The 20,551-nt window shown below is 60.0% G+C and carries 16 protein-coding genes; 9 read left to right on the top strand and 7 right to left on the bottom strand.

Annotated features, from left to right (window positions below; genetic code table 11):
* Window positions 1–146: 146 nt before the first annotated feature.
* The 3 genes from BLT69_RS08605 to BLT69_RS08595 form a co-directional block, all read right to left on the bottom strand.
* Window positions 147–1,181, bottom strand: a complete 1,035-nt coding sequence (locus BLT69_RS08605) for an HD domain-containing protein (RefSeq protein ID WP_058237259.1) — start codon at window positions 1,179–1,181, stop codon at window positions 147–149.
* A 132-nt stretch (window positions 1,182–1,313) separates the two neighbouring features.
* The gene (locus BLT69_RS08600; protein ID WP_082628585.1) at window positions 1,314–2,756 is read right to left on the bottom strand and encodes a sensor histidine kinase; all 1,443 of its coding nucleotides are present in this window, start codon (window positions 2,754–2,756) and stop codon (window positions 1,314–1,316) included.
* 59 nt (window positions 2,757–2,815) lie between these two features.
* Complete coding sequence (locus tag BLT69_RS08595; RefSeq protein ID WP_092648830.1) at window positions 2,816–3,538, bottom strand: response regulator transcription factor; 723 nt, start codon at window positions 3,536–3,538, stop codon at window positions 2,816–2,818.
* Window positions 3,539–3,662: 124 nt separating this feature from the next.
* Here BLT69_RS08595 and BLT69_RS08590 point away from each other — a divergent pair, with 124 nt between their 5' ends.
* From BLT69_RS08590 to BLT69_RS08560, 7 genes are all read left to right on the top strand, one after another.
* Complete coding sequence (locus BLT69_RS08590; protein ID WP_070727929.1) at window positions 3,663–4,145, top strand: PH domain-containing protein; 483 nt, start codon at window positions 3,663–3,665, stop codon at window positions 4,143–4,145.
* 5 nt (window positions 4,146–4,150) lie between these two features.
* Entirely contained in the window at window positions 4,151–6,037 is a 1,887-nt protein-coding gene (locus BLT69_RS08585) for a PH domain-containing protein (RefSeq protein ID WP_157886387.1), read from the top strand.
* Between the two features lie 11 nt (window positions 6,038–6,048).
* Window positions 6,049–7,038: a Rossmann-like and DUF2520 domain-containing protein gene (locus BLT69_RS08580; protein WP_257590310.1), complete on the top strand. Its 990-nt coding sequence runs from the start codon at window positions 6,049–6,051 to the stop codon at window positions 7,036–7,038.
* 145 nt (window positions 7,039–7,183) lie between these two features.
* Window positions 7,184–8,098, top strand: coding sequence for a pantoate--beta-alanine ligase (gene panC / locus BLT69_RS08575; RefSeq protein ID WP_070727636.1), 915 nt, complete (start codon window positions 7,184–7,186; stop codon window positions 8,096–8,098).
* A complete protein-coding gene (gene panD, locus BLT69_RS08570; RefSeq protein ID WP_371935793.1) occupies window positions 8,091–8,576 on the top strand; it encodes an aspartate 1-decarboxylase in 486 nt (161 codons plus the stop codon). Before panC ends, panD begins: the two co-directional genes overlap by 8 nt.
* 49 nt (window positions 8,577–8,625) lie before the next feature.
* Window positions 8,626–10,233, top strand: coding sequence for a lysine--tRNA ligase (gene lysS / locus BLT69_RS08565; protein WP_083314541.1), 1,608 nt, complete (start codon window positions 8,626–8,628; stop codon window positions 10,231–10,233).
* Between the two features lie 501 nt (window positions 10,234–10,734).
* Window positions 10,735–11,751, top strand: a complete 1,017-nt coding sequence (locus BLT69_RS08560; protein ID WP_070727919.1) for an ADP-ribosylglycohydrolase family protein — start codon at window positions 10,735–10,737, stop codon at window positions 11,749–11,751.
* Window positions 11,752–11,759: 8 nt separating this feature from the next.
* Here BLT69_RS08560 and BLT69_RS08555 read toward each other — a convergent pair whose 3' ends face one another.
* A complete protein-coding gene (locus tag BLT69_RS08555) occupies window positions 11,760–12,686 on the bottom strand; it encodes a sugar-binding transcriptional regulator (protein ID WP_070727916.1) in 927 nt (308 codons plus the stop codon).
* A 233-nt stretch (window positions 12,687–12,919) separates the two neighbouring features.
* On the opposite strand from BLT69_RS08555, the gene BLT69_RS08550 reads away from it, so the two are divergent.
* Window positions 12,920–14,668, top strand: a complete 1,749-nt coding sequence (locus BLT69_RS08550) for a glycerol-3-phosphate dehydrogenase/oxidase (RefSeq protein ID WP_092648828.1) — start codon at window positions 12,920–12,922, stop codon at window positions 14,666–14,668.
* Window positions 14,669–15,360: 692 nt separating this feature from the next.
* Here BLT69_RS08550 and BLT69_RS08545 read toward each other — a convergent pair.
* The gene (locus BLT69_RS08545; RefSeq protein ID WP_092648827.1) at window positions 15,361–15,924 is read right to left on the bottom strand and encodes an NYN domain-containing protein; all 564 of its coding nucleotides are present in this window, start codon (window positions 15,922–15,924) and stop codon (window positions 15,361–15,363) included.
* Between the two features lie 261 nt (window positions 15,925–16,185).
* On the bottom strand, window positions 16,186–16,902 hold the full coding sequence (locus tag BLT69_RS08540) for a PspA/IM30 family protein (RefSeq protein WP_070727629.1): 717 nt from the start codon (window positions 16,900–16,902) through the stop codon (window positions 16,186–16,188).
* Window positions 16,903–17,041: 139 nt separating this feature from the next.
* Between BLT69_RS08540 and BLT69_RS08535 the strand changes: the two genes are divergently transcribed.
* Window positions 17,042–18,148, top strand: coding sequence for an alpha/beta fold hydrolase (locus BLT69_RS08535; protein WP_092648826.1), 1,107 nt, complete (start codon window positions 17,042–17,044; stop codon window positions 18,146–18,148).
* Between the two features lie 102 nt (window positions 18,149–18,250).
* Here the strand turns inward: BLT69_RS08535 and BLT69_RS08530 are convergent, their stop codons facing one another.
* The gene (locus BLT69_RS08530; RefSeq protein WP_092648825.1) at window positions 18,251–20,326 is read right to left on the bottom strand and encodes a TPM domain-containing protein; all 2,076 of its coding nucleotides are present in this window, start codon (window positions 20,324–20,326) and stop codon (window positions 18,251–18,253) included.
* Between the last annotated feature and the right edge of the window lie 225 nt (window positions 20,327–20,551).

Below are 20,551 nucleotides of genomic sequence, written 5' to 3'. Positions count from 1 at the left end.
CGAAAACATTGCGCCTGGAACCTGTGGATGCGCGCAGAGAATACCTCCTCCTGTGGATGCGCAGGAAGAATGCTTTTTCCTGTGAACGCGCGGGAAGAACGCCTCCTCCTGTGAACGCGCGTCGAGGGGGAGCCTGACGAGCGGCTTCAGGACTGAGAACTGGGGCGGCTGGGCACATCCAGCGTCTCGATAGCTGTTTCCAGTGAGGAAGCATCTTCGTTGTCGGAGTCGTCATCCCCATCGGAACCGGGGCGCGCCGCGTAACCATCCGCTGCCTCGGGAGCCAGCACAGGGATGGTGGATGTCGTCTCGACGTCATCGTCGTCACCCTCATCCTGCATCTGCGAGCAGTTATTCCACTTCAAATGCTTGCGGCGAATGATGATGGCACCCGACGATGTTACTTGCGCATCGTCAAACTGACCGGTTGTGGGTCCATCCACCACTTCGATGCCGGAGGTGTTGTCACTGGCCGATGAGATATCAGAAGGATCCTTCTCAAGAATTGCTTCATCGAGCTTGGCCAGCTCAGCTTCCAGGTTTTCGCGGGCACGCGACTCCCATTCAGCAGCGCCAGGGGAGTGAAAGACCGAATCGCGAGCCAGCAGGCGGCGCACCACGATCCGGCGGGCACGCAAGTAGGCCAAATCATCGACTTGTTCGTATTCTTCACGCAGCGACTGACGGAATTTCTTGTACTCCTGCGGCGCGGCAGCGATCGAAGCGAGGTCAGCGTCCACCAGAACCTGCGCGTCCACGTCATCACGCGGGGCGGTGTGTATGGCGACCATGCGAATCAGGTCGGCAACCCGCATTGCCACGTCGTCGCTGATTCCCAGTCCGGTCAAGTGTTCGTGAGTCAATTCGGCGCACTCGGCGCTGACGGCCTGCGGGCTTGAACCCCACAAAGCCGCCTGCACAGCGCGGTTCAGGATCAAACCGTGGTACCACGCTGCGATACGAAGAACATCGGGATCGTGTGTTGACCCCGACAGCTCATCGAGATGCGCCAGTACATCGATCAGGTGCCGCACATTGTGCAGCGTTCGACCCGGCTCATTCCACCGGCTGAGGAGTTCACGAGCCTCGGCGTCAAGTTGAGCGGGCGTTGCGGTAGCCCCCAACTCCTGCATTGACTGAACAAATGAACTGAACAGCCACTGAGGTGCTTCAGCACCCATGACGATTCACACTCCTTGAAAGGGATGATACCGAGCTATGGTAGCCGCACTTGGTGTCATATTCCTACCCGAGAGTCCCAAAAAAGGCGGATGTGTGGGCGAAATAGCATCGCGCGCCCAGCGCGCAGCGCCTCACATGCCTTGATCTGCCTCGTTTGTGAGGTCCTCCGCAGTCAAATGTGTGGGCAGTTCAATACGCACCGTCAAGCCACCACCAGGGGTCGTTTTCAGCTCAGTGGTGCCGTTGTGCGCCCCAATAATCGAAGCAACGATCGCCAATCCCAGACCAGATCCGCCCGTCGTGCGCGCGCGTGAATCCTCAGTGCGGTAGAAGCGCTCAAAGACGCGTTTTTGTTCGTCTTCAGCAATGCCGGGACCGTGGTCACGGAATTCCACGATCGCCATGCCGTCGTTGAGTCCCAGAGCCAGCTCCACTGGCGTATCGCTGGACGTGTAGCGGTTGATGTTGCCTACCAGATTCGTGAAAACCTGCTGAATGCGGTCACGGTCCACATTGACCGTCAACGTCATCGGAGCTTTACGCCCGGACAGTGACCTGACGGTGATGTCGCGTGCAGGATCGAGCGCCTCAAGGTCGGAGGCAGCATTGTCAGCAATTTTGACGAGGTCCACCGGAGTCAGGGCAAGAGGTCGCCCCTCGTCAATTCGTGCCAGCGTCAGCAGATCCTCCACGAGGTTTCCCATGCGCGTGGCCTCGGAGTGAATACGACTGATGACTTCTGGAACCTGGTTGCCGGGCACGCCTCCCATCTGATAGAGCTCGCCGTACCCGCGGATGGCGGCAAGAGGAGTGCGCAGCTCGTGTGACGCGTCAGAGACGAAACGACGGATCTTACGGTCAGACTCGGCGCGCGTATGGAATGACTGTTCGACCTGACTGAGCATCGTGTTGAGTGACAATGCCAGCGATCCGACTTCAGTGGTTGGCGGTTCGGGTGGGATGCGCTGACTCAGGTCTCCGGCAGCGATGCGACCGGCAACGACCTCAATATTGCGCAGCGGTTTGAGAGACTTGCGCACCAGGTACTGGCCGATCGTCCCTCCTGCGATGACGATAATCATGGAGGTCAGCAGGAAGTAGAAAGCGGTGTCTGACAGTGTGCGCTGGACGTCAGTGAGTGGAAGTGCAATGGTCATGACCCCAACGGGATCCTGACTGCCTCGCACTCCCAGCGGAATCGCCATTGCCCGCCACGTGGAGCCGGGCAGTGACGATGAGACGGTGACGGGCCGCGTCCACCCGGATTCAGTATTGGCAAATTCGCCCGGCTCGAGCAGGTCGGGAATATTCGGCGTGCCCGAGTACTCTAAGGTTTCAGGCGACGTATAGGTCCAGGTCTGCCCGTCGGCGTGCACCGCGCGAATGAAAAATCGGGTTGGAACATAAGCGTTGGTGTTCGTCAATTCGGTGAGGGATTGCCGGGCCAGGGGTGATGCTGACGAGACCAGTTGCGCGTCGATCTGTGAGGTCAGGTGACGCTGAAGCAGGCCGATCATTGCTGCTCCAGCCATTGTCAGGCCGAGGGCCAGCAAGGCCACTGTCAAGATCACCATGCGTGATGACAGGGGCCGGTGTTCCCATATCTGCCGGGCAGATTGGACGGGTTGCACTGTCAGCTGTCTTCCCTCAGCATGTAGCCCACGCCGCGGCGAGTGTGGATGAGCTCGCCCGACGATCCTTCGACTGACAATTTGCGACGCAGGTAGGAAATATACGACTCAACGATGGCTGCTTCACCATCCCAGTCGTATTCCCACACGTGATCAAGGATCTGCATCTTGGAGACGACGCGCCCCTCGTTGATCATCAGGTAGCGTAAGAGCTTGAACTCGGTGGGGGATAGCTCGATATCGATGCCCGCGCGGCGAACCTCGTGAGCATCCTCGTCCAGTTCCAAATCCCCCACACGCAGCATGCCGTCATCTTCGCCGCTGTGGTGAGTACGGCGCAGGATGGCGCGGATGCGAGCGACGACTTCCTCCAGGCCGAAAGGTTTGGTGACATAGTCGTCTCCGCCCACTGTCAGCCCCTGGATTTTGTCGCGCATATCGTCACGCGCAGTCAGGAACAGGACCGGAACCGTGATACCCGCTTCGCGTAAACGCCGCGTCACCGTGAAGCCATCCATGTCGGGCAGCATCACATCCAGCACGATGAGATCAGGGTGGGATTGCGTGGCCTCGTGAAAAGCGCTGGCACCATCCGCAGCAGCGATCACTTCGAATCCAGCAAAACGCAATGATGATGCGAGAAGGTCGCGGATATTCGGCTCGTCATCGACGACGAGCAGACGCGCTTCGGCGGAGTCGGATGAAGTCGGGATATGAACAGCCATACACTTAGTGTGGCGGTTCATCCTGAAAGTTGGCTGAACGACGCGTGAGAGTTCAGCATGTTCCTCGCCCCAACGATGTGCCACTATTGACGATGAAATTGAACGAATGATGAGGGAGACCGTGATGACAGATCCAATGAGTCCGGAAGGCATCACATTTACGCCGGTGTCGCCGGCGCTGGCTCGAGTGCGCACAATTGGAGTTCTGATCTTTGTCATTCCGCCTGCCCTGATCTTCGCAGTGCTGGCTATCGTGTCGTTTCCCTGGTGGTGGATCGGCACCGGAGTCATCATTGCGTACAGCATCTGGCAGATCTGGCTGATCCAGCGGCAGGTACGCGCGCTGGGATTCGCATTCAGCAACGACGAATTCATGATCCGCTCCGGCATCATGTTCCGCAATCTCAGCATTATCCCCTACGGTCGAATCCAGTATGTCGATGTGTCCGAGGGGCCGATAGCCCGTCACTACGGCATTGCGTCCATCAAGATCAATACAGCGTCCAACGAAACGGCCGGCTCGATTGATGGCCTGCCGACCGACCAGGCAGCCCAGCTGCGCGACATGCTGGCTAAGCGTGGCTCTGAAGAACTGACGGGACTGTGAGCGATATGAGCAACGAGACCGCAGACCCATCGGGCGCACCTGCGCCCACAGAACCAGTAGAGCCGACAATGCGAACGACGCCCGCACAGTCATGCTCGCCTTCGCAGTCACCTTCGTCCGTTGCATCGACTCCGCATACGGGGGCGACTCTGCCCGCTTCGCACACGCCGTCACAGTCCGAGCGAAAGAAGCGCACGGCGAGCGCCCTCGACAATGCGCTGCCGGAGGAAGGGTGGCGTAAAGTCCACCGCATTTCACCGGTCCTCAACACGTGGCAGTTCTTTGCTGCTCTGGTGGCATTCCTGGCCTACCAAGGCACCGGTGTGATCTCTGAGCTGCTTGACTCGGACGTCATCTCCCACATGCCGGCCCTCCATATCGCGGGCTACATCCTAGCGGCTATCGCACTCTTTTCGGTGCTGGTGGGCGTGTACTCCTATTTTGCGTGGAAGCGCACGGCCTACGCTCTCACCGATGAAGCCGTCTGGTACCGGTCGGGCATCATCTTCCGAGCACAACGCCATGCCCGACTGGAAAAAATCCAGGCGGTTGACATCGTCCAGCCTCTGCTTGGCAGGATTTTCGGTCTGGGCAAAGTCACCATCGAAGTGGCAGGCGGGTCACATTCGAACCTGGAGTTCGGTTACCTGAAAACTGAAACACTCCACAATCTGCGCGCCGAAATCCTCGCACTGGCTGCGGGTGTCACATCCGGATCAGCATCCGCTGCGCTGGCGCGTCAGGCACGTGAAGCTGCCGCGGAAGCTCCCGACGTTGACTTCGGTGAACAGGTCGCCGTAAGTGACAGTATCGGCACTGGTGCTCCTGCTCCGGAGGCACAGGAAAATGAAGTCTTCCGTGTGCCATCTGGACGTCTCATTGCCTCATTGTTCATGTCGGTTGGCCTGATCATCTCCTTCCTGGTGTTCCTGGCTGCCATGATCGGCATGATCGCCTTGATACTGACGGAGGGGCTGGCAGGCGTGTCAGGTTTCATCCCGATCATCGTCGGTATTCTGCCCATCGGCAGTTTTGCGTGGAGCCGTTTTGCCGGCGCGTTCGACTTCCGCGCAGGTATCTCAGCTTCGGGCATCCGTATTCGCAAGGGCCTGACTTCGACGCGTTCCCAAACCATTCCGCCGCGACGCGTCCACTCCGTGCGCATCACGCAACCCTTCCTGTGGCGCACCAAAGACTGGTACCGCGTCACCGTCTCGATGGCCGGCTACGCAGGCAATTCTTCCAACGGATCGGAAATGGCTTACGCCTCCTACGTGCTGCTCCCGGTCGGCACGCGCGAAGAAGCTGAACTGGCTGTGTGGATGGTGATCCAGGACCTGGGTGTGGATGACCCCCTCGCCCTGATCCACGACGGCCTGCATGGGGATAACCGCAGTTCCAGCCGCTACTTTGTGCCCAACCCGGAGCGCTCAAAAGTCATGGATCCGATTGTCTGGCGCAGGCGCGGCGCGGCTTTGACCGAACGGGTGATGGCGGTGCGCGATGGGCGCGTCACTCACACCTTGACGATCATGCCCTATGAGCGTTTCCAGTCAGTGAGCATCTACCAGGGGCCGTGGATGCGCAGGCGCAAGCTCGCTATGGTCAATCCGAAACTGGTCAACGGTCAGGCACCGATTGCTGCTCACCATCTTGACCTGGAATTCGCCACCACGATGGTTGCAACCCTGATGGAACGAGGGCGACTTCGCCGTGACCATGAGCCGCCTGAACGCTGGATGCGTCGCGTGGCCCAGTCAGTGTCCGATCCGAAGGTTGCCGAGCAGATTGAACACAGTGCCAATGTTTACGAGGATTCACCTGAGGATGTTTCGCCCGCAGTTGGAGCTGACACTGACGCCCCGCCCGCAGCGGGCTCTGACGAGCGGTAGGGTAAACACTTGTGAATCCCTTGCACGACGCGCATGAGTGCCCGAGGCGCAGCGCGCATGAGCATGCGGGCGAACCGTCGCGTCGTCCGCGCCCCGACCAGCTCCATATCGGAATCATTGGGATGGGGCATGTCGGTCCTCCCCTGGGATCCGCGTTGCGTGCAGCCGGTCACGATATCGTCGCGGTGAATGCGTCGTCACCCCAGGCGCGCGAACGTGCAGAGGTCATGCTGCCGGGAGTGCCGATCATGGATATTCCTGACGTCATCTCCGCCGCCGACCTAGTCCTCATCGCCATCCCTGACGATGCGATCGAACCACTGGTGAGCGGACTGGCAGATCTGGGAGCGTTCCGTCCTGGCCAGATCGTCGCGCACACGTGCGGAACGCACGGCGTCGCCATCTTGAACAAAGCCCAACAGGCAGGCGCACTGCCGATCGCACTGCATCCGGCAATGACGTTCACCGGCACGTCCATCGATGTGTCCCGCCTGGTGGGCACACCATTCGCCGTGACCGCGCCTGCTGCGCTGGTGCCGATTGCGCAGGCACTGGTGGTGGAGTTGGGTGGAGAACCCGTGATCGTACAGGAAAACGACCGCACCTTATATCACGCGGCACTTGCGCATGGTGCCAACCACCTCGTCACACTGATCGTGCACGCCCGACGCATGCTGGAAGCTGCCGGAGTCGAACAGTCCGGCACGTACCTGCGACCCCTGGTCGAAGCTGCGCTGGATCGCGCGCTGACCGAAGGAGAACAGGGGTTGACCGGCCCGATCGTGCGCGCCGATTCAGGAACTGTCGGCGCACACATCACCGCACTCCACAAAGCTGCGCGCCTGGCCGCCGAGGACAACGAGCAGGCAGGCGCGCGGCTGACCGATTCTGCCGACAACTACGCAGATATGGCGCAGGCAACGATCACGATGCTCACGCGCAGTGGCCGCCTGTCCCAACGCGCAGCCGACGAGCTGCGCACCGCCCTGATGGAGTCATAACCGCCTCGCCCCAGCACCTTCAATGTCGCGTGCGATCAGCGGCGCGTGCGCCAGCCTCGTCAATCGTGACCAGTTGCGCACCAATTGTGGTGGGAAGCAGACCGAATCGGGGGAACAATAGAAGGGTCTGAAGGAGGCTGAAACGATGACCCCGATCGTTGCACATACTCGCGCCGAACTACATGATGCGCTGGCACACATGACGGGCACGCGCGCACTGGTCATGACGATGGGCGCCCTGCACGAAGGACACCTGTCGCTCGTTCGGCGCGGCAAGGAACTGGCAGATCACGTGATCGTGTCGATTTTTGTTAATCCGACGCAGTTTGCACCCGGTGAAGACTTTGACGCCTACCCGCACACATTTGACGCCGACCTCGCCAAGCTCAGTGACCTTGATGTGGACGTGGTGTACGCCCCGACGCCCGATGACGTGTATCCGCACGAACCCGCCGTGACCATTGATCCGGGGCCAATCGCGCGCGTTCTGGAAGGCAAGACCCGGCCCACGCACCTGGCTGGCGTGGCGCTTGTCGTCACCAAGGTCATCCAGCGCGTCCGCCCCGATGTTGCGCTGTTTGGCCAAAAGGACGCGCAACAGCTCGCGATGGTACGCAACCTGATGGACGAACTCGACGTGCCGGTGCGCATCGAAGGCGTGCCGATTGCGCGCGATACAGACGGCCTGGCACTGTCCAGCCGCAACCAGTACCTCTCGGATGAGGAACGTGAACGCGCGTTGACATTGTCGCGCGCCCTGCGCACCGCTCATCAACGTGCCAACGAGGGTGACTCGCCCAGCGCAGTCGTGGAAGCTGCAGCGCAGGTGCTCGACGAAGCCGAAGGCGTGGAGCGTGACTATGTGGCGCTGACAGACGAAGCGACTTTTCAGATCGTGGCGCTCGCAGACTCTGACCAGTCAGGAGTAACGGTGCCCACCACCGATCAGTGGCCCGACCGCGCATATGTGCTGCTGGCAGCGCGCGTGGGGTCGACCCGCCTGATCGACAATACGATCATTGACCGCCCAAAGGGCGCCTCGGGGGATGCCAATGACTGACCAGAGCGCACCAGCGATGGGCCCGCGCGCGGCCAGCTCGCCCGCGGAAGTGTACCGCCCGATGATATGCGGCAAGATTCATCGTGCGCGCGTCACCGATGCCGACCTGCACTATGTCGGGTCGGTGACGATTGATGCGGATCTGCTGGAAGCAGCCGACATCCGTGAAGGCCAGCAGGTGGATATCGTCGATATCAATAACGGTGAGCGGTTGACGACGTACACCATCGCCGGGCCGGCCGGTTCGGGCGTGGTGCAGCTTAACGGTGCCGCAGCCCGAAAAATCGGCGTGGGGGACCTGGTCATTATCATGGCGTACGTGTCCGTTCCAGAATCACGACTGGAATCCTGGCAGCCTCATGTGGTCTTCGTTGACCGCGACAATCACATCGTGGAATGTGGCTCTCATCCTGGTCGCGTGCCCGAGGACTCCGAACGCGCCCGCGAGCTGGATCTGCACAGTTCAGGTATGAACTGAGACAGTGGAGGCCTCCCTCGTTTTTCGAAGAAAGACTGAAACAGATACCATGGCACACGTGAGTGAAGAACTAACGCCCCAGAAACCGGCCGGACACGACGATTCGAACGCTCCTCGAAAGGAAGCGGGACAGGGCCGTGACGACGCGCCTGAACAGATGCGGGTCCGTGCAGGTAAACGTCAAACCATGCTGGACGAGGGGAAGCAGCCCTACCCGGTTGAACTGCCGATCACGTCGACCATCGCTCAGGTGCGCGAGGCGCATGGACATCTGGAAGCCGGTGAAGAAACCGACGATGTGGTGGGAATCGCCGGCCGTGTGATGCTGATGCGCAACGGCGGAAAGCTTTGCTTCGCCACCTTGCAGGACGGCGCAGGTGTGCGCATCCAGGTGATGCTGTCCGCCGCCTCCGTCGGACCGGACTCGCTCGCAACCTACAAGTCCGAGGTTGACCTGGGAGACCACCTCTTCGTCCACGGGCGAGTGATTTCATCCAGGCGCGGAGAACTGTCGATTATGGCAGAGCCGGGGGAGGGCGAGGATGCCCCCGCATGGAAGATCGCATCCAAGGCACTGCGTCCACTTCCCAAGACCTACACCGCTGAAGACGGCACGGAAATGGCGCTGTCGGAGGACATGCGCGTGCGCCGCCGCTACCTCGACATGATCGTGCGCCCCGCAGCTCGCGAGATGGTGCGCATGCGAGCCAACGTTGTGCGTTCACTGCGCGACTACTTCCATGACGCAGGGTTCATCGAAATTGAGACGCCGATGCTGCAGGTCCTGCACGGCGGTGCGGCAGCACGCCCGTTCTCAACACACATGAATGCCTACGACACGGAGTTGTACCTGCGTATCGCCCCTGAGCTGTATCTCAAGCGCGCAGTTGTCGGTGGTGTTGACAAGGTCTTCGAGATCAACCGTAACTTCCGCAATGAAGGCGCTGACTCGTCACACTCACCTGAATTCACAATGCTGGAAGCGTACGAAGCGTACGGAACCTACGACACGATGGCCACGCGTACCCGTGATTTCATTCAGAAAGCCGCGCGCGACGCACTGGGAACCGAAGTCGTCACCCTGCCCGACGGTTCGACCTACGACCTGTCGGGATCGTGGGAGTCGATCAGCCTGTATGACTCGATTTCGGATGCGGTCGGAACCGCGATCAGCCCGCAGACTTCTCGCGAGGATTTGGTGCGCATCGCAACGGATCTGGGCGAAGAGATCCCCGACCACTACGTCAATGGCAAGATTGCGGAAGTCATTTTTGAAAAGACCGTGGGGGACAGTCTGTGGGCACCGACTTTCGTGCGCGACTTCCCGGAAGATTCCTCACCGCTGGTACGAGGACACCGCTCAAAGCCCGGCGTGGTGGAAAAGTGGGATCTGTATGTGCGAGGGTTTGAACTGGCCACAGCCTATTCGGAACTGGTCGACCCCGTGATCCAACGCCAGCGCTTCGAAGCCCAGGCACTCGCCGCTGCTGAAGGCGACCCGGAAGCTATGGTGCTGGACGAGGACTTCCTGATGGCGATGGAATACGGCATGCCTCCGTCGGGCGGCATGGGAATGGGGCTGGATCGCCTGCTCATGGCTCTGACGGGGCAGGGAATCAGAGAAACCATCACGTTCCCGCTGGTCAAGAAGATCTGATCCGCTACGAGCTGCCTGCACCACCACACTGCATCGATGAGAAGGACACGACCATGATGAATCGGAGCCGGGCGAGCCAGAAGCGACTGCTCATTGTTGGATCGATGATGGCAGCGCTGCTCACAGCCTGATGCCGCGGTGCAGACCAATCGACTGCGCAGGCGCAAGCAGTGGAGCTCAAATACGGGTACTGCTTGCTAGTGGCATTTACCTGCTGGACGTACTTGCTTACCGGCGACTTTCGCCCGTCGACCGTGCCCGCTTGGCAGTGACTTTCGCCTGTTGAGCGCATCTGCCTGGCAGGACACATATATGCCGGCCGTATCTGCTCACGAGCCCTACGCTCCGAAACTTCTCAGCCAACATGCAGGTTCTGTGTTTACATTAAACGAAAGGCACCTGCTGGCTCCCATGCGCTTTCATGTGGCAGCGCCCAAAGATGCCCTCGTACATTAATAAAACGACGCAGAACCACTAAGGCAGTAATTCGTGACGAACTTCGTGAAGCAAACGCAAGCGCTCAAAGCGGATCGGGCGATCGGCGCTCTGACTGGACTTGCTCTCGGTGATGCGCTCGGCATGCCCACGCAATCGATGAGCCATGAGGAGATTCATCAGGCGTACATCCGTGTGGACGGCCTCGTCGATGCGAGCCCGACGCAGCCCATCGCGCCCTCCATGAAAGCTGGCCATGTCACCGACGACACCGAACAGGCCCTCCTGGTTGCCTCCCTGTTGATCGACGGTGACGGGCACATTGATTCGCTTGAACTGGCGCACCGCCTGCTCGCGTGGGAAGACACGATGAGAGCGCGAGGATCCCTCGACCTGCTCGGCCCCTCCACCAAGAGTGCACTCGAAGAAATCCGTGCCGGCGCCGAATACGGCACCACTGGAACGGAAGGCACGACCAACGGCGCCGCGATGCGGGTGACGCCGGTGGGCATAGCCATCGACATGCGCGAGGCCGAAGCGTTCACGCGCGTAGTGCGCGAATCATGCATGGTGACGCACAATACGACGCAGGGTTTTGAAAGTGCTGCGCTCGTCGCCGGAGTCGTCAGCCTGGGGATCAACGGGTTGGATACCCTGTCAGCACTTGAACTTGCGCTGACCGAAATCGACCGACTGGGTTCGCCCGGACACTGGAGTCCGCGAGCCAGCGTCGTTGCACGCACGCAGTACGCCCACAATCATGCCCGCAAGAGGAACGAGGAAGACTTCGCAACCTGGCTGCGCGAAATGGTGGGAACATCCGTCGAATCCAATGAAGCTGTTCCGGCCGCATTCGCGTTAACGCGCCGCTACGCGCAGCAGCCCTATCAGGCTCTGCTCCAGGCCGCCAATATTGGAGGCGACACGGACACAATCGGCGCGATTACCGGCGCAATGCTGGGTGCGACATGCGGTGTCAGTGTCTTCCCGAACACCGTCATCGAGCAGGTGATGAGCGTGTCAGGCATTGACGTGGCAACCCCCGCGCTCGAATTGCTTGACGTGCGTGAGCGGGCCCGTTAGCGAGACAATCACTGACCGTGCTCGCGGTTCATCCGGTTGAGCAGTGCGCGTGCCGCTTCGGAGTCGACCACCAGGTGCGTCATCACCCCTGCACGCAACGCTCCCAGCAAGGGAATCGCTTTCGAGACGCCGGAGACGACGCACAGCCGCACGGGGATGCGCCGCAATACGTCGGGCATGGGACCGGATGCTCGATGGTTGAGCTCCATATTCGTTGAGCCGTCTTCGCGGATCAGTACTGTACAGACGTCGCCCACTACTCCGTCGGCGCGTGCTGCGTGCAGTTCGGTGGCGTCAAGATATCCGCCCGAATACACGTGCGAGGGGAGCGCTGCGTCGAGCGAACCCACACCGAACAGTGCCACGGTTGACGACTCGATCGTCGTCAGGACCTGGCGAATTGAGCGTTCGCGCCACAGTGCCTCTTTAGTGTCGGCATAGTCGAAGAACGCGGGGACGGGGAAGTAGACCGTCTGGCCACCAAACGCTTCAGCAGCGCGCGACATGATTGAACCCGCGTACGGGACACCTGACTGTGCCGCATTGCCGGCCCCGTTGAGCTGGACGACCGTGACGTTGGGCAGGGGAGTCCTGGTCAAGTGGCGCGTGACTTCTGCTGTTGTATTGCCCCAGGCGATTCCAAGCGTGGCGCCAGGTTGCATCAAGTTGGCGAGCTGCGCCGCGGCCACCTGCGCCACCGATTCAAGCGTGGCGACAGGGGTGTCTACTGATGAAACAGGGACGACGACTGCGTTGACGTGGAACGCCTGCGCAATTTCGCGTTCCAGGTCGGTGCGCGCACCGGCCAGGTCCTGCACCTGGATGCGCACCAGTCCCACCTCTTTGGCGTAGGACAGCAGGCGTGAAACCGACGAGCGCGACATGTTCAATTGGGAGGCTATCGCCTCCATCTTTTCTTCGCGGATGTAGTACAGAACGGCCGCTTGCAGTGCCAGCTCATCACGTTTGCTCACGACTCCCAGTCTCTCATGCACAAATGCCCAACACCTTTGGGTAGACGTGCATTTCTGAGATAATGAAGGCAACAACTCGTCAAGCACGATCGAGAAGCGCGTCTAAGAGCGTGATCGATTAGCGCGAGCAGGCAGCGCGACTCAATGTCGCGATAAAGAAGTACGGTCCAACAACACGATCGATGGAGACGCAGATGAGTATCCCAGTTCTATCACCCACAGCCCGACACGATGCCCTGCAGGAGATGGCGTCAGGCCCCGAGCTGGATGTACTCGTCATCGGTGGCGGAGTGACAGGAGCAGGTATCGCCGTTGACGCCGCCACGCGTGGCCTGCGGGTGGGAATCGTGGAAGCGCAGGACTGGGCCTCGGGTACCTCGTCGCGCTCCTCGAAACTGGTGCACGGCGGGTTGCGCTACCTGTACCAACTCGACTTCAAACTCGTGAACGAATCCTTGCGGGAACGCGGTCTGCTGCTGACGCAGAACGCTCCTCACCTGGTGAAGGCGCAGCCGTTCTTGTGGCCGTTGAAGATTCCGGTCATTGAGCGCACGTATTCGGCTATCGGTGTCGGGATGTATGACGTACTGGCCCAGTTTGCGCACCGCGGGTCTGTTCCGATCCAGAAGCATTACTCGAAGAAAGGGTCCCTGAAGCTGGCGCCCGCCATCAAACCCGATGCGTTAACAGGATCGATCGTCTACTACGACGCGCGTGTAGATGATGCGCGCCTGGTGGTGACGCTTGTGCGCACGGCGGTGCGTTACGGTGCGCTGGCTGCCAACCGGGTTCAGGTTCAGGAACTTGATCAGGATTCCTCTGGCCGGGTTCGAGGGGCGCATGTGGTGGACCTCGAAACTGGCGAAGACTTGCATATCAAAGCTCGTAGCGTCATCAATGCGACGGGTGTGTGGACTGAGAAAACGCAGTCGCTGGCGCACACCGGCGGGGGACTGAAAGTTCTGGCATCGAAAGGTATTCACATCGTGGTGCCCAAAGATGCGATCAAGTCGAAAGTCGGTATCTTCCTGCGTACCGAGAAATCCGTGCTTTTCATTATTCCGTGGAAGCGGTACTGGATCATCGGCACGACAGACACCGCCTACCATGAGGATCGCCTCGAACCTGTTGCCGACAGGGAGGATATCGACTACCTGCTTGAACATGCCAACTCGGTGCTGGCGACCCCGCTGACGCGTGACGACATTATCGGCACGTATGCCGGTCTGCGTCCGCTGCTTCAACCCGGAACCCTCGACAATGACGAAACCAAGTCCACGAAAGTGTCGCGTGAACATACGGTGACGGAAGCCGCTCCTGGGCTGACGGTGATCGCGGGAGGCAAGCTGACGTCGTATCGCCAGATGGCGCAGGACGCAGTGGACTTTGCGCTCGGCTCTGGGGCGAAGAACAAGCCGTGCGTCACAGAAAAGACACCGCTCGAGGGAGCGAACGGCTACTTCGCGATGTGGGAATCCCGCAAGAAATTGGCGCAAGAGTCTGGTCTAAGCGTCGACCACGTCGAAGATCTCCTGGATCGATACGGGGCCGATATCGAGTTGGTGCTGTCAATGATTAAGGAGGATCCTTCTCTCGGAGACGAGTTGCCCGGCGCGCCTGAATATCTCAGGGCGGAAATTGCATTCGGCATTGCGTACGAGGGAGCCCTGCACATCGAGGACCTGCTGACACGTCGTACCCGCATCCACTATGAGCACAAGGATCGCGGAGTGGAATCCCTGGATGCGGTGGCTCAGATCGCGGCTGCAATGCTGGATTGGGATGAAGAAACGACCGCGCGTGAGAAGGCGTCGTATCAGGCGCGATGCGATTCTGAGCGTGAAGCTGAAGGCATCTGGGATGAGAAGCAAGCGCAGGCCGTCCGCGAGCAGGTAGAACCGATCCGGCCCTTCAAGGACGTTGCTCCTGACGTCCAGGGCTGAATCAGCACTCAGCTTTGTCCCCGGTCAACGCCGCGTCGCCCCGCTTGGCTAACGGCGCGTTGCGCGGAGGCTCGGGGATGATGCACCCTCACGCTTTACCCCGGATAGCGTGGCCTCGTAAGACCTTGACCGGTTGTCGCCACGAGTCCGCACTATCTTGACCGGTTGCTCGTTGGGCCTGTCGTGGGTGCTCCGTTGATCAGGCCATGTACCGCTCGCTGCACAATGCCCTAGGTCTTAACCTCTTTCGTGTACGAACCCCTAGATCCTGAATGCTCTCCTGCACGAACCCCTAAATCTTAGGAGGATTTGTGCACAACCCCCTAGATCAACAGAGGACAGGACATCCCTCGAAAATTGGAATGTCTTGTGACCTGCGTTTTGAGGAACGCGGCACAATGATGGGGCGTTAGATCTAGGGGATCGTGCAAAAAACAGGGAGAATCTAGGGGTATGTGCATGTGTGAGGGGTAGATCCAGGGGATCGTGTATGTGCGAAAGACAGATCTAGGGCATGGTGCACGAGGCTCGCGGTGAGCGGACAGCGGGCACTGCGAGCTATCTGATCTGGGACTCCTCACGCGGGTTTGGTCACTGAGAAAGCCGAGCCTGTAGCACAACCACGCCAGCATGCCATCGCGGCACGAGTGCATCGGAAAGGTGCTGCTTCCGAAAAGCGTTGAGGGAGGGGCTTACAGGAATGCGAAGGGGTCGAAAGCCTCCAGATCGATGATCTGAAGCCGAGGAAGCACCACCTGGAAAGCGTCGAGGTCATGCTCGAGGTCGAGCACCTCAAGTCCCTCGTCAACAAGCTCCTGGAGCTGGGCGGAAAGGAACTCCTTGAAGCACACGATCGCGACCTTGCGCCCTATTGACAGGAGCTCGCGGACCTGCGGGACAAAGTCTCCGTCATGGCTCGCCAGGATCACTGAGGCGCCATCGAGTTCTGCGATGGCTGACAGGGTTTTTTGAATGCCGACGTCGACAACCTTGACGGTGGGGGACTCGCACGCCAGAGGGATTGGTGTGTAATTCATGGCGGTCAGAGCCTGTATGAAACCCATCGGGAGGTGCCCATTGGAGCCGTTGAGGAAGAACAATCCTTTCGTTGGCTGACTCCATGTGTGGGTCGCTGCATCGAGAACGCGGTCCCAGCGGGGACGTTCCTCCGGATTAGGGCGGCGTTCCAGAACTGACATACCTAATGTTGCATCTATGTTTTCGCCATCGACGACTAAATATGTTATTTCATCCATGGATTACAGATTAGTCCCAGGCGTTTCAGAAAGGAAACGTGTTTTCATACTCAGTCTTTTAAAAGTTCAACATATAAAACGTCCCATCACAATAGAGGTGATGGGACGTTTGAAGAATCTCGGCGTGCACGCGGCGTACTCATATGGGCGAGTGAAACTCGACGCTCCATATGGGAAGCTGGGCGAGGATGCGTGCGCACTCGTATGAGCCAAGCGCGGTGCGGCACACTCGCGGCGCAGGTGCAGGTGCACCGCGGCGAACTACTCGTGCTTCTTCAATGCAGCCAGACGCTGCTCGATCTCAATCTGCGACGAATCGGTTTCCAGCTCTGCGAACTGGTCCTCAATGCTGGAGGATGCGACTTCCATCTTGCCCTGAGCGAGCGCCTCGGCGCGGCGGACGCGATCCTCGTAGCGTGACAATTCAGACGTCGGATCCAGCACGTTGATTGTGCCAAGCGCATCGTTGACCTTCGTCTGTGCTTCGGCGGTGCGCTGACGAGCGACCAGAGAATCGCGCTTCGACTTCAGCTCAGACAGCTTGTCCTTCATGACAGCCAGGCCGTCCTTGAGCTTGTTGACAACCTCGGTCTGCGAGGCGATCATCGGCTCAGCCTGCTTGGCTTCGTTCTCGAACTGGATCTGCTTGCCGATTGCGACTCGCGCGAGCTTGTCCCAGCGGTCGGCTTCCTCCTGGTTGCCAGCTTCGCGTTCCTGATCAGCCTTGTTCGAGGCAGCAGCCGCCTTCTGACCCCAGTCAGCAGCAAGCTTGGTGTCCTGCTCATGGTCGCGTTCGGCCAGACGCAGGTTTCCAACTGTTTGTGCGACAGCATTCTCAGCTTCCGCAATCGAGTTGGTGTAGTCGCGAATCAGCTGATCAAGCATCTTTTGGGGGTCTTCGGCACGATCCAGCAAAGCGTTAATGTTGGCTTTCGCCAGCTGTGCCATCCGTCCTAGAATTGTCTGCTTCTCTGCCATCGGGGCTCCTCCCGTATCTCATGGCGTGATTCGTCTCACGCTTCGATTCAATACTATAGATCTGTGGCATCCGCTGCCTGGTGACGACGACAACTCAGTTACTTTTCGGCTCTCAGCGATGCCATGGAAGGGGCAAGAAATGCTGAGCAGGCACACACGTGACTCTGACCAGGGCTCACCCATACCGAAGAACGATGCTCTTGACCGGGGTACACCTGACCAGGGTGCGCCCGCACCTGCGAACGGCGCTCCCAGCTGGGGCGCACCCTCACCCACGGTTGGTGCACCTGAGCACTCAGATGAAGACAGCCAGCCGCTCGCGCGCATTGAAACCGGCAATCCCTCGGCCCCCACCACGATCTACCTGCTCCACGGCATCACGAGCTGCGCCGGTGCGATGGCCGACCTTCAGCTTCGCTTGGCGCATCCTTCGCGTCGCATTATCGCCTTGGATGCCAGGGGACACGGTTTATCGCCTCGCTGGAGTGACGATCAACTTGCGCGAGCAGGCGACCAGCTGATCGACGATGTTGTGAACGCGATCGAACGGGACCGGGCGTGCAGACGATCTCCCTCGCACCAGATCTTTCACCAAGCAGCGTCCCCCTCGGGCACAAATCGTGGGCCGCGAACAATCCTGATCGGGCATTCGATGGGAGCAGCGACGGCGGCGGCAGTCGCGCTGCGCAGGCCGGACCTCGTGGACGCAGTCGTGGCTGAAGACCCCGCACGTTTTGGGACGCGCTCGTCCGAAGAGCTTCATGAACGAGGGAAACTGCGCGCAGCTAAGATTCAAGAAACTGCGAATGACCTGGTCGGTGCACTGACGCGTGAGCTGGCGGCAGGGGCCGCGCCGAGCAGTGAGATTTTACCGGGTCTGTGGGCGAGCCAGCAGTGCGACTCGCGGCTTCTTCAGACGGGAGTCGTCGCGCCCGAAATCAAATGGGAAGAAGTCATGGCAGGACTGAAGGTGCCGACCCTGGTTGTCACTGGCGATGTTGTGGGTGAATCGCGGGTCGGGCTCGAGGGGATGGAGATCCTGCGCCAAATCGGCAACCGGTGTGTGGAATGCGTGATCGTGCACGGCGGAGTGCACAATGTGCGGCGCTCGCGGCCGCAGGGTTACTTTAATGCGGTCCTCCCGTTTATCGCGCGCATAGAGGCCAGTGGTAATGGGGGAGGAAATCACTGGTCGACGCGAGTGGACGGTGACGTGGCTGAAGGCCCGGCTGGCTCGAGCGAGTAAGTGAATCGCGCGCCAGGAAGGCTCCCTGCCCAGCGAGCCGGTGTCGTCAGTGAACCGGAGGGGCCAGCGGCTGAAATCGCCGCCAAAGGCGCTGCCAAGACGTCAGCGGCTAAAGCCGCCGCCGAAGCTCCCACCAAAACCGCCGCGGCTGAAGCCTCCGCCGAATCCGCCGCCGAGGCCGCTAGAGCCACGACGCGTGAAACTGCCACCGACAGAGCCACCCACACCGCCGCGACGCGTGAACTTTCCGCCACCGTAGCGTGAACCGGAACCGTCCCAGTAGCCTCCGCCGCGGTTAGAACCCAGGCTGGAGCCGAACAGGGTCCACAAGAAGGGGTTGCTCAGTAACGAATCGGAATCGAAGAGATTATCCTGATTGCCACGCTTACTCGCCTCGATGGCTTGATGCGCCGCCTGATAGGCAGTCTTGGACGCTTCCTCGGATTGAGCGGGGTCGGAGTCAACCAGCTCTTCAGCGCGCCGCAAGGCTTCTTCGGCACGGGCGAGAGCTGAGCGAGCATCCTCAGGTGAATATGCACCCGAGGAGCGCACAAATTGACGCGCACGCTCAACCCAAAGTCGTGCACTGGACAGCTGCTTGTGGGCACGCTCAATTGCGCGCTCGCTCTGCTCAGCCTGGGAGCGCAATGGATCCAACGCGGCGTCGAGTGCACTTTCTGCCAGATGCAGCGACTCCAGGGCTTCCAGCGGATCCGCCTGCTTCTTCAGCGCCAGCCTGCCCTTATCCACCGCCTCATGCGCATCGGCAAGCATCGGCGCAAAGGCCTCCTGGTCGGCACCCAACTTCGTCACGTCCGCAAGATCCGAGCTGATCGAGGCAATCGCGCGCGACAGATTGTCCGCAGCATGCGCCACATTTTCCTGCGCCTTCAAAATCGCGTCGACCTGCACCTGCGCAAGACCCAGCGCGCGCTCGGCAATATCGAGAAGCTGGTTGGCGCGCCCGCGGTCCGTATTCAACAGTCCGTGAGCCTCATCGGCAGAAGTGCGAGCCGATTCGATCAAGGTGCGCGCCTGCTCAGGGTTGTCGAGCAGCGAGGCGATCATCGTGTGCGAATATGCAGCCGTCAGGGTGCGCAATTCGCCCTCGGCAACGCGAATAATGCCTTCGATCTGGTTGATGCGTTCGCGAACAGCGCGTTCACGCTCATCAGCGCTGGCCTCTTTCTCACGCATCACAGCGAACTCGTCGTGCTGTTGAGCGAGTGGCCCCATCGCTTCTTCGAGCGCCTGGAGGATAGTCAATGCGGCTTGTCGCTTCGTGCCCTCGTCATCTGATTCGAGCAGTTTCTGCTGATTCGCGAATTGAGCGTCTACAGTTTTGCGCGCGCGGCGGATCGCCTCGTCGTAGTCCTGAGTGCGGTTGCGACCAAACTGGGCGCGAGAATACGACAGCTCATCGGTGGCACTGCGAACAGTTTCGTCAGCGGCGAGCAGGCGTTGACCCGCCAGCGATACCAGCTCCTCGGTGCTCATATCCGCATACTGACCACGCGCACCCTGCTGCCCCTGCTGCCTCTGCTGCGGCCTGTTGCGGCGCCTGAGCCAATACAGGGCAATGAACAGCACGGGAAAGCCCGCGATCACCACCGCGATCGCCCAGAACGAGGTGCCCGACCCGGACTGCGACGGCGAGCCTGACGAGGAATCTGACGGTGACGGTGCACCCGACCTGGTCAAGGCATCAGCAACCGCGGTACTTGCGGCGACGAACTCATCGCTCGTAATGGCCCCACTGCCCTGATTGATGACGTCAGTTGCCGCGTCGAATGCTGCAGACAGGTTTGAGTTGGCTTCGGAATGCCCGCACATGCCCTGAAGCTGGTCATCCAAGGCCAGCACGTACAGGCTCGCTTTGTCCTGCCCGGTCGCGTCGATGAAATTGTCGAGGGCGTCCTCACACCAGTCTTCAGGAGAAAGTGAATCAAATGAGGAGATAGCGGCAAAAAGTACCGGGTGGCCGTCGCTCTGCGCCGCAGATGCACGTTCTTGCAGGGTGGAGTGCTGATCTGGCGAGAGCATCGAAGACGGATCCACCACCCACGATCCTGACTCAAAATCCAGCTCATCGGGAGATACTGCCCACGAAGGTGAGGCAATCACGCAAGCGGCAATCAACCCGATCGCCAGCATCCATGCTCGTTTCAACGTCTTCATCGCTGCTCCTCACGGGTTGCCGCTTCATCAGAATGTCGGCATAATTCTTTCTCTTGATAGCCTACTGTTTTCGACGTTTCTTCGATAGATTTATGAGGGTGTCCGTCGGTCGCCTCGCTGCGCGGCTGGCGAAAAACAGCCTGGAGAATCGCCCGGGACAGCTTCCCGGCTTATCATAGACAGGACACATGCGCGCCACCGCGGCGCGCACACCGACCCCGAAGG

Origin of the sequence: Schaalia radingae (genome assembly GCF_900106055.1) — a bacterium.
Taxonomy (GTDB): Bacteria; Actinomycetota; Actinomycetes; order Actinomycetales; family Actinomycetaceae; genus Pauljensenia; species Pauljensenia radingae_A.
Note: the sequence above shows the minus strand (reverse complement) of the source record. Positions and strands in the feature narration are given on the sequence as shown.

What these genes read in the sequence shown, in the direction of transcription:
- lysS (WP_083314541.1), top strand. Translation starts at nt 8,626, where the DNA reads ATGGCACACGTGAGTGAAGAACTAACGCCCCAGAAACCGGCCGGACAC.
- BLT69_RS08540 (WP_070727629.1), bottom strand. Translation starts at nt 16,902, where the DNA reads ATGGCAGAGAAGCAGACAATTCTAGGACGGATGGCACAGCTGGCGAAA.
- BLT69_RS08535 (WP_092648826.1), top strand. Translation starts at nt 17,042, where the DNA reads ATGCTGAGCAGGCACACACGTGACTCTGACCAGGGCTCACCCATACCG.
- BLT69_RS08605 (WP_058237259.1), bottom strand. Translation starts at nt 1,181, where the DNA reads ATGGGTGCTGAAGCACCTCAGTGGCTGTTCAGTTCATTTGTTCAGTCA.
- panC (WP_070727636.1), top strand. Translation starts at nt 7,184, where the DNA reads ATGACCCCGATCGTTGCACATACTCGCGCCGAACTACATGATGCGCTG.
- BLT69_RS08595 (WP_092648830.1), bottom strand. Translation starts at nt 3,538, where the DNA reads ATGGCTGTTCATATCCCGACTTCATCCGACTCCGCCGAAGCGCGTCTG.
- BLT69_RS08530 (WP_092648825.1), bottom strand. Translation starts at nt 20,326, where the DNA reads ATGAAGACGTTGAAACGAGCATGGATGCTGGCGATCGGGTTGATTGCC.
- BLT69_RS08600 (WP_082628585.1), bottom strand. Translation starts at nt 2,756, where the DNA reads ATGGTGATCTTGACAGTGGCCTTGCTGGCCCTCGGCCTGACAATGGCT.
- panD (WP_371935793.1), top strand. Translation starts at nt 8,091, where the DNA reads ATGACTGACCAGAGCGCACCAGCGATGGGCCCGCGCGCGGCCAGCTCG.
- BLT69_RS08550 (WP_092648828.1), top strand. Translation starts at nt 12,920, where the DNA reads ATGAGTATCCCAGTTCTATCACCCACAGCCCGACACGATGCCCTGCAG.
- BLT69_RS08585 (WP_157886387.1), top strand. Translation starts at nt 4,151, where the DNA reads ATGAGCAACGAGACCGCAGACCCATCGGGCGCACCTGCGCCCACAGAA.
- BLT69_RS08590 (WP_070727929.1), top strand. Translation starts at nt 3,663, where the DNA reads ATGACAGATCCAATGAGTCCGGAAGGCATCACATTTACGCCGGTGTCG.
- BLT69_RS08545 (WP_092648827.1), bottom strand. Translation starts at nt 15,924, where the DNA reads ATGGATGAAATAACATATTTAGTCGTCGATGGCGAAAACATAGATGCA.